The organism is Micromonospora halophytica, assembly GCF_900090245.1.
In the GTDB taxonomy this organism is placed as follows: domain Bacteria; phylum Actinomycetota; class Actinomycetes; order Mycobacteriales; family Micromonosporaceae; genus Micromonospora; species Micromonospora halophytica.
In genome coordinates this window covers 139,676-148,314 of record NZ_FMDN01000013.1, presented here as the reverse complement: position 1 = coordinate 148,314, position 8,639 = coordinate 139,676, and the positions used below count along the sequence as shown (strand labels likewise).

Here is an 8,639-nt window from a genome sequence, read left to right as displayed (position 1 = left end):
GCTGCTGCGGACGCTGACCGACAAGTGGGGGAACGACTGACGTGAGGGAAGACATTGTGCAAGTCGCCGGGGTTGGCTTCGGGCCGTCCAACCTCGCGCTCGCGATCGCGCTGCGCGAGTGCCGCCCGGCCGGGACGGGGGCGGTCTTCTTCGAGCGGCAGCCGTCGTTCGGATGGCACAGCGGCATGCTGCTCGATGACGCGACCATGCAGATCTCGTTCCTGAAGGACCTGGTGCTGCTGCGCAACCCGGTCAGCTCGTTCAGCTTCCTGGCCTATCTGCATGACCGCGGCCGGCTCGCCGATTTCATCAACCACCAGACGCTCGTGCCCTCCCGTCTGGAGTTCCACGACTACCTCCGGTGGGCGGCCGAGCGGGTCGGCGGCGTGGTCCGCTACGACAGCGAGGTGCTGGCGATCCGCCCGGTCTCCGGTGACGGCGTGGTGGACCAGCTGGAGCTGGTGGTGCGCGACGGTGCGCACCGCGAGCCGTACGTGTGCCGGGCGCGCAACGTCGTGCTCGCGACCGGCCTGCGGCCCCGGCTGCCGGACGGCGTGCGGGCCTCCGACCGGGTCTGGCACAGCGCGGACTACCTGCACCGGCTGGCGGGGCTGCCGCCGGAGGCGACCGGCAGCTTCACCGTGGTCGGGTCCGGGCAGAGCGCCGCGGAGATCACCAATGATCTGATGTCGCGCTTCCCGGAGGCGACCGTCCACGCCGTGTTTCCCCGGTACGGCTACAGCGTGGCCGACGACAGCCCGTTCACCAACCGGATCTTCGACGCCGCCGCGGTCGACGACTACTACCTGGCTGCTCCGCCGGTGCGTGAGTCGTTGATGAACTACCACGCCAACACCAACTACTCGGTCGTCGACCTCGACCTGATCCGTGCGCTCTACCGCCGCCAGTACCAGGAGCGCGTGCGCGGGGTGGACCGGCTGCGGATCGTCAACGTCTCGCGGGTGCGGCAGGTCCGCGAGAGCGGCGGCGGGGTCTCGGTCGACGTCGAGTATCTGCCCACGGGTGAACGCACCGACCTGCGCAGCGACGTTGTCGTCTTCGCCACCGGGTACCGCCCGCTGGACCCGCGGCCGTTGCTCGGCGAGCTCATGGAGTTCGTTGAGCTGGACGATGACGGCATGGTCCGGGTCGGCCGCGACTACCGCCTGTGCACCTCGGACAAGCTCACCTGCGGCATCTACCTGCAGGGCGGCACGGAACACACGCACGGCATCTCGTCGAGCCTGCTGTCGACCACCGCGCAGCGGGCCGGTCACATCGTCGAATCCCTGACCGCCAGCACACCCCAGTGATCACACCGATCCGAAGGAGAACCATGGAAACCCAGGAAGCCTTCCCGGCGATGGACTACTACGAGATGGTCGGCCCGCTCCTGCGCCGGGTGTGGGACGACAACTTCCACTTCGCCTACTGGCTCGGCCCGGACGACAAGGCGTCGGTGTCCGAGGCGACCGACCGCTTCACCGACCTGCTGATCCCCAAGCTCGGCGTGGGCGCCGGGCAGCGGGTCCTCGACGTGGGCTGCGGGCTGGGCAAGCCGGCGGTCCGGGTGGCGCGGGCGACCGGCGCCGAGGTCGTCGGTATCACGATCAGCCCGTACCAGATCGGGGTGGCCGGCGAGCGGGCGGCGGCCGAGGGACTGGCCGGACAGGTGCGGTTCCAGGTCGCCGACGGCATGGCCACGCCGTTCCCGGACGCCTCGTTCGACGCGGTGCTGGCGTTCGAGTCCATCGTGCACATGGACCGCGCCCGTGCCCTGAAGGAGGCGGGCCGGGTGGTGAAGCCGGGCGGCCGGGTGGTCCTCACCGACCTGTTCGACCGCGAGGACATCAGTGCCGACGAGGCCCGCCACCGCGCCGGGCAGCCGGGCGCGCTGCCCCGGCTCGACGGATATCCGGCCCTGCTGGCCGAGGCCGGCCTCGAGGTCGTCGAGCTCGAGGACATCTCGGCGAACGTGGCGCCCTCCTTCTCGATGATGACCGACATCACCTACGACAACCGTGACGAGCTGGCGAAGATCCTCAACTTCACACCCGAGCAGGCGGAAGCGGCCGAGAGCATGGTCGGCCAGATGACGGGCGAACTGGGCTGCGTGCTGATCGTCGCGGCCCGGAAGGGCTGAACACGATGAACGAAGCGACGTCCCCACGGCGCATCTCGCTGTTCGACGCGACGCTGCGCGACGGCGAGCAGGCTCCGGGCAACGCCATGACGGCCGAGCAGAAGGTCCGGCTGGCGCTCGCCATCGAGGCCTACGGCGCCGACATCATCGAGGCCGGCTACCCCGGCTCGTCCCCGGTGGACTTCGAGGCGACCCGGCTCATCGCCGCGGCGCTCACCACCGCGAGGTTCGCCACCTTCAACCGTACGTCGATCGCCGACGTCAAGCTCTCCATCGAGGCGGGCGGCACCGGCCCCAATCACCAGGTGCAGATCTGCGGCACGGGAAGCGATCTGCACCTGCGGTACAAGCGCGGCATCTCCCGGGCCGAGGCGGTGCGCGAGACCGGCGAAGCGATCCGGTTCGCGCACGAGATGGGCGCACAGGACGTCTCGTACGGGGTGGAGGACGCCAGCCGCGGCGAGAAGGACCTGATCGAGGCGCTGGTGACCGAGGCGCTGTCGGCCGGCGTCACGACCGTCATCCTGGCCGACACCACCGGCTGCGCCACCCCGCAGGAGTACGGCGACCTGTGTGCCATGGTGCGATCGCTGCTGCCGGACGACGTCAAGCTCTCCACGCACTGCCACGACGACCTCGGGCTGTCGCTGGCCAACGCCCTGGCCGGCATCCAGGCGGGCGCCGACGAGGTGCAGGCCACGCTCGCCGGCATCGGGGAGCGGGCCGGCAACACACCGGTCGAGGAGCTCGCGGCCGCGCTGTCCTACAAGGGTGAGTGCTTCGGCGCCACCACGAGCGTCCGGCTGGACCACCTCTACCGCACGTTCCAGATGCTCTCCGAGACGATCGGCATGCCGGCGCCGCGCAACAAGGCGATCTTCGGGGAGAACGCCTTCGCCACCGAGGCCGGCATCCACCAGGACGGCATTCTCAAGAACCCGGCGACGTACGAGTTCATCAACCCGTACCGGTTCGACCGGGAGCGCTCGCTGCTGGTCGGCCGGCACTCCGGCCGCGCGATCATCCGCTACCTGCTCGAGGACCTCGGCGAGCCGGTTGACGAGAACGTGGTCGACCGGTTGTACCTCGAATATGTCTCCGAGCGCCCGGACGGCCGCGCCGACGAGCTGAACGTGGTGCGCGAGCGGCTGGCGGCGACCCTGCGAGCGCGAGCGTGAGCGAACCGCGCACGCTGGTCGAGAAGATCTGGGACGCGCACCGCATCCCGTCCGGCTCCGACGGCCCCGATCTGCTCTACGTCGATGTCCACCTGGTGCACGAGGCGACCTCGGCGCAGGCCTTCGACGGCCTGCGCCTGGCCGGCCGCACGGTGCGGCGGCCCGATCTCACGCTGGCCGTCGAGGACCACAACGTGCCCACCGACAGCCTGTCGATCACTGACCCGATCAGCATCGAGCAGGTCGCGCGGTTGCGCGCCAACTGCGCCGAGCACGGCATCGAGCTGTTCCCGCACGGCGACGCGCGGCAGGGCATCGTGCACGTGGTCGGGCCGGAGCTGGGCGCGATCCAGCCGGGCATGACGGTGGTCTGCGGCGACAGCCACACCTCGACGCACGGCGCGTTCGGCGCTCTCGCGTTCGGCGTCGGGACCAGCGACGTGGAACACGTGCTGGCGACGCAGACGCTCCCGATGCCGCGGCCGCGCACGATGGCCGTGGAGTTCACCGGTACCCTCCCGCCGGACGTGACCGCCAAGGATCTCATGCTGGCGCTGCTGGCCGAGATCGGGGCGAACGGCGCACACGGCTACGTCCTGGAGTACCGCGGCGCGGCGATCCGCGGTCTCTCCATGGAGAGCCGGATGACGCTGTGCAACCTCAGCATCGAGGCCGGGGCGCGAGCCGGCATGGTGGCGCCGGACGAGGTCACCTTCGAGTACCTCGCCACCCGCCCCCGGCGGCCGGTCGGAAAGGACTGGGACGAGGCGCTGGCACACTGGTCGACCCTGTGCACCGACCCCGGCGCCGTTTTCGATCGCACGGTGACGCTCGAGGTCGGTGCGCTCAGCCCGGTCGTCACCTGGGGCACCAACCCCGGTCAGGCGGTCCCGCTCAGCCAGGCGGTGCCGGACCCGGCGCAGTTCACCGACGCCGCCGAGCGGGCCGCCGCCCGCCGCGCGCTGGAGTACATGGCCCTGGAGCCCGGCACGCGGATGCGCGACATCGAGGTCGACACCGTCTTCCTCGGCTCCTGCACCAACGGGCGCATCGAGGATCTGCGGGCGGCGGCCGCGGTGCTGCGCGGGCGGGTGCTGGCGCCGTCGGTGCGCATGCTGGTCGTGCCCGGCTCGATGCGGGTGCGCGATCAGGCCGAGCAGGAGGGCCTGCACGACGTCTTCCGGGCGGCGGGCGCCGAATGGCGGCTGTCCGGGTGCTCGATGTGCCTGGGCATGAACGCCGACCGGCTCAGCGGGCCGCGGCGCTGTGCGTCCACCTCCAACCGCAACTACGAGGGCCGGCAGGGCGACACCGCCCGCACCCACCTGGTGTCGCCCGCGGTCGCGGCGGCCACCGCGGTCGCCGGGCGTCTCGCCGCGCCCGCGGACCTGAGCTGAACGACGAATGGAAGCGAGAGGCACACGCTTGGAACCGCTGACCGAACACACCGGGCGTGTCCTGCCGCTGCGCCGCAGCGACGTGGACACCGACCAGATCATCCCGAGCCGCTTCTGTCGCCGGCTCACCAAGACCGGGTACGCGGACGGGCTGTTCGCCCGCTGGCGGGAGGCGGACGACTTCGTGCTCAACGACCCGGCCCGCGCCGGCGGCTCGGTGCTCGTCGCCGGACCGAACTTCGCCACCGGCAGCTCCCGCGAGCACGCCGTCTGGGCCCTGCGGGACTGGGGCATCGCCGCGGTGCTGGCGCCGAGCTTCGGCGATATCTTCCGGCGCAACGCGCTGAAGAACGGGCTGCTCGCCGTGCAGCTGCCGGACGCGGTCGTGTCCGGCCTGCTGGACGCGGCCGACCGGGATCCGCGGTTCCTGGTCACCGTGGACCTGCTGGCGTGCGAGGTGCGCTGGGACGGCGGCCGGCAGGCGTTCGAGGTCGATGTACGGGCTCGCCGGCTGCTGCTCGACGGGCAGGACGACATCGCGGTGACCTTGGCCGACGGCGACCGCATCGCCGCGTACGAGCGCGGGCGGCCGCACTGGCTGCCGGTCTTCGGCCCGGCCCGGGCCGGGTGAGGGCGATGACCCGGATCACCGTGATACCCGGCGACGGCATCGGACCGGAGGTGACCGAGCAGGCCCTGCTGGTGCTCGACGCCTTCGGCCTGGGCCTCGAGTTCGACGTCCTCGACCACGTCAACGCGGGCACCTTCCTGGAGACCGGCGTGGCGCTCTCCGACGTCGACGTCGAGCGGATCACCGGCAGCGCGGGCACCCTGCTCGGCGCGGTCGGCGACCCGCGCGCGGCGGGCACCCGGTACGCGCGGGACGTTCTCCTCCGCCTGCGCTTCGAGCTGGACCTCTATGTCAACTACCGGCCGGTGCGCCTGCCGGACGCCCGGCTCAGCCCGCTGCGCCGGGCCGGCCGCCGGGAGATCGACTGCGCCGTCGTGCGGGAGAACACCGAGGGCCTGTACGTCGACATCGGTGGCGCGCTGCGGTCGCGAACCGAGGCCGAGGTCGCTGTCGACACCGAGGTCACCACCCACCTCGGCGTGTACCGGGTTATCGACTACGCGATGTCGGTCGCGTCGCGGGCGGTGTGCATGGTCGACAAGTCGAACGCCGTGCCCAACGGCGGACGGGTCTGGCAGCGCCTGTGGCGCGCGGCGTGCGCCGAGCGCCCGGACCTGGAGACCTCACACCTGTACGTCGACGTTGCGGCGATGCGGCTGGTGCAGGACCCGACCCAGTTCGAGGTGATCGTCACCAACAACTCCTACGGCGACATCCTCAGCGATCTCGCGGCCGAACTAGCCGGGGGCCTCGGCATGGCCCCTTCGGTGAACCTCAACCCCGGCACCGGGTTCGGTCTCTACGAGCCGGTGCACGGCAGCGCGCCGGACATCGCCGGCACGGACACCGCCAACCCGATCGGTGCCGTGCTGTCCGCGGCGCTGCTGCTCGACCAGCTCGGCTACCGGGACGAGGCCGCTGCCGTAGGCGCCGCGACCGATCGCGCGGTGGCCGACAGGCGGTGCACGGCCGACATCGGCGGCTCGCTCGGCACCCGGGCGGCGGGGGAGGCAATCCGTGACCTCCTCGCTTGAGCATCCGGCACGCGCCGGCGCCCGCCTCTCGCGCCGGGTCTCCGGCATCGGGTCGATGCGGCTGGCCGGGCTGATGCGGCTCGCCACCGAGATCGGCGCCATCGACATCGCCCTCGGCATCCCGCCCGGCGAGCCGCCAGCCGAGGTCGTACGGGCGGCCACCGCGGCCCTCACCGGTGGCCGCAACCAGTACGCGCCGCCGGAAGGCCTCCTCGCCCTGCGGGAGGTGATCGCCGAGCTGGCCCAGCGCCGGCGCGGCGTGACCGTCGACCCGGCGACCGAGGTGACCATCACCTGCGGAGCGACCGAAGGCGTGCTGAACGCGCTGCTGGCGGTCACCGACCCCGGTGACGAGGTCATCCTCTTCGAACCCTGCTACGAGAACTACCCCGGCATGATCGAGTTGGCCGGTACCGTTCCGCGCCCGGTGCCGCTGGCCGGGCCCGGCTGGCGTCTCGACCTGGGCGCCGTGCGCGCCGCGCTGACCCCGCGCACCCGCGCCGTGCTGCTCAACACCCCGCACAACCCGACCGGCCGCGCCTTCGACGAGGACGAGGTGGCCGGCCTGCTCGGGCTCTGCGCCGGCCACGGCCTCGTGCTGATCACCGACGAGGTGTACGAGGGGTACGTCTACGACGGCCGCCGGCACGTGTCGCCGCTGGGCCTGCCCGGCGCAGGCGAGCACGCGATAGTCGTCGGGAGCCTGTCGAAGTCGCTGCAGATGTCCGGCTGGCGGCTCGGCTACTGCCTCGCGTCGCCGGCGCTCACCGAAGCGGTGCGGCGGGTGCACGAGCGCACCACGGTCGGCGCGCCAGGTCCCCTGCAGGTGGGTGCGGCCGCTGTCGACGTGGCCGCACTGGCCGACGACTCGGCGTACTTCCAGCGGCGCCGCGATCACCTCGTGGCCCGGCTGGAGGAGCTCGGCCTCACCGTGTTCCGGCCCGAGGGCGGCTGGTTCGTGCTGGCCGCGGTGGACGCCTTCGGCCGGCCCAGCGATTTGTTGGCCGAGGATCTGGTGCGCTCGGCCGGCGTGCTGGTGGCTCCGGGCACCAGCTTCTTCACCGACCCGGCCGACGGCCGGCGGTGGGTGCGCATGACGTTCGTCCGGGACGAGGGCCGTACGGAGGAGGCCCTGGATCGGATGCGGAAATTTCTGAGTGGAGGACACCATGACCGTTGACAACAAGTCCGAGAAGGTTCTCGACGACGAGGTGCAGAGCACCTGGAAGGGAGTGGCGCGGGCCGGCGCCGGCGAGCTCGCGTCGTCCTACGTGCTGTGCACGGCGATTGTCGGCCTCGCCCGCTCCGGAGTGGCCGACCGGATGTCCCGGGACTTCACACCCCTGGACCGGCTGGCCGTCGACCCCGCGCGGACCGACAAGACCGGCCAGGTCCTGCGCTACCTGGAGCTGCGCGAGGTGGTCGAGTCCGACGGCGACCGCTGGCGTCTCACCGAGCGCGGCGCGGGGCTGTTCAACGAGGTGGCCGAGTCGCTGATCGGCTACTACGTCGACGCGTACGGGCCGGTGCTGCACAACATCGCCGGCCTTGTCGACGGCAGCCGCACCTACGGCATCGACGTCAACCGCGACACCGAGGCGCTCGGCCTGCGCTGTGAGGTCCTGTTCCGCAGCTTCGGCGGCAGCATCGTCCGGGACGTGGTCCGCGACCGCGGCGCGCGTGGCGTGCTCGACCTCGGGTGCGGCACCGGCGGCCTGCTGCTCGACCTGGTGCGCTCGGAGCCCGGCCTGCGTGGTTTCGGCCTCGACATCGCCGAGGACGCCATCGGGTACGCCTCCCGTCGCGCCCACGAGGAAGGGGTGGCCGACCGCCTCTCGTTCGTGGTCGGTGACGCGTTCAAACCGCAGTCGTGGCCGGCGGACGTAGCCGCGACGGCCGACCTGTACGTGGCGGTGGGCGCGCTGCACGAACACTTCCGCGACGGCGAGGACGCGGTCGTCGACCTGCTGCGCCGGTACGCGGACATGCTCCGCGCCGGGCCGGACCGGGGCATGCTGCTGTGCGAGCCGGAGCTGTACGTCGACGGCTCGGACGCCGACTTCTACCTGGTGCACGTCCTCACCGAGCAGGGCTTCCCCCGGCCGCGCGACGGCTGGCTGAAGGTCATCGAGGCCGCCGGGCTCACCTGCCGGCGGATCCTCTCCGCTCCGAACACCGCGTTCCGGTTCGCCTACTACGAGATCGTGGCCGGCTGAGCCGTACACCTTGGAGGTTTTGATCATGTCGGCAGAAGCG

At 71.7% G+C, this 8,639-nt stretch carries 8 protein-coding genes; all 8 read left to right on the top strand.

The window, feature by feature from the left end; all coding sequences use genetic code 11:
- The first annotated feature begins 41 nt into the window (after positions 1 to 41).
- Genes GA0070560_RS17985 through GA0070560_RS17950 form a run of 8 tightly spaced genes read left to right on the top strand, consistent with a single transcriptional unit; the run spans position 42 to position 8,599 of the window.
- On the top strand, positions 42 to 1,313 hold the full coding sequence (locus GA0070560_RS17985; RefSeq protein ID WP_091298829.1) for a lysine N(6)-hydroxylase/L-ornithine N(5)-oxygenase family protein: 1,272 nt from the start codon (positions 42 to 44) through the stop codon (positions 1,311 to 1,313).
- Positions 1,314 to 1,336: 23 nt separating this feature from the next.
- Positions 1,337 to 2,143, top strand: coding sequence for an SAM-dependent methyltransferase (locus GA0070560_RS17980; protein ID WP_091298826.1), 807 nt, complete (start codon positions 1,337 to 1,339; stop codon positions 2,141 to 2,143).
- A 5-nt stretch (positions 2,144 to 2,148) separates the two neighbouring features.
- Positions 2,149 to 3,321: a LeuA family protein gene (locus GA0070560_RS17975; RefSeq protein WP_091298823.1), complete on the top strand. Its 1,173-nt coding sequence runs from the start codon at positions 2,149 to 2,151 to the stop codon at positions 3,319 to 3,321.
- Positions 3,318 to 4,718: a 3-isopropylmalate dehydratase large subunit gene (gene leuC / locus GA0070560_RS17970; protein ID WP_091298820.1), complete on the top strand. Its 1,401-nt coding sequence runs from the start codon at positions 3,318 to 3,320 to the stop codon at positions 4,716 to 4,718. Before GA0070560_RS17975 ends, leuC begins: the two co-directional genes overlap by 4 nt.
- A gap of 28 nt (positions 4,719 to 4,746) precedes the next feature.
- The gene (gene leuD / locus GA0070560_RS17965; protein ID WP_091298817.1) at positions 4,747 to 5,349 is read left to right on the top strand and encodes a 3-isopropylmalate dehydratase small subunit; all 603 of its coding nucleotides are present in this window, start codon (positions 4,747 to 4,749) and stop codon (positions 5,347 to 5,349) included.
- Positions 5,350 to 5,354: 5 nt separating this feature from the next.
- Positions 5,355 to 6,383: an isocitrate/isopropylmalate dehydrogenase family protein gene (locus tag GA0070560_RS17960; RefSeq protein WP_091298814.1), complete on the top strand. Its 1,029-nt coding sequence runs from the start codon at positions 5,355 to 5,357 to the stop codon at positions 6,381 to 6,383.
- Positions 6,367 to 7,563 carry a pyridoxal phosphate-dependent aminotransferase gene (locus GA0070560_RS17955; protein WP_245675576.1) on the top strand — a complete coding sequence of 399 codons (1,197 nt, stop codon included), beginning with the start codon at positions 6,367 to 6,369 and terminating at the stop codon, positions 7,561 to 7,563. The genes GA0070560_RS17960 and GA0070560_RS17955 overlap by 17 nt, the downstream gene beginning before the upstream one ends.
- The gene (locus GA0070560_RS17950; protein ID WP_091298862.1) at positions 7,553 to 8,599 is read left to right on the top strand and encodes an SAM-dependent methyltransferase; all 1,047 of its coding nucleotides are present in this window, start codon (positions 7,553 to 7,555) and stop codon (positions 8,597 to 8,599) included. The genes GA0070560_RS17955 and GA0070560_RS17950 overlap by 11 nt, the downstream gene beginning before the upstream one ends.
- Positions 8,600 to 8,639: the final 40 nt, after the last annotated feature.

Coding starts and splice junctions, on each gene's coding strand:
- GA0070560_RS17960 (WP_091298814.1), top strand. CDS start 5,355: ATGACCCGGATCACCGTGATACCCGGCGACGGCATCGGACCGGAGGTG.
- GA0070560_RS17950 (WP_091298862.1), top strand. CDS start 7,553: ATGACCGTTGACAACAAGTCCGAGAAGGTTCTCGACGACGAGGTGCAG.
- GA0070560_RS17980 (WP_091298826.1), top strand. CDS start 1,337: ATGGAAACCCAGGAAGCCTTCCCGGCGATGGACTACTACGAGATGGTC.
- GA0070560_RS17975 (WP_091298823.1), top strand. CDS start 2,149: ATGAACGAAGCGACGTCCCCACGGCGCATCTCGCTGTTCGACGCGACG.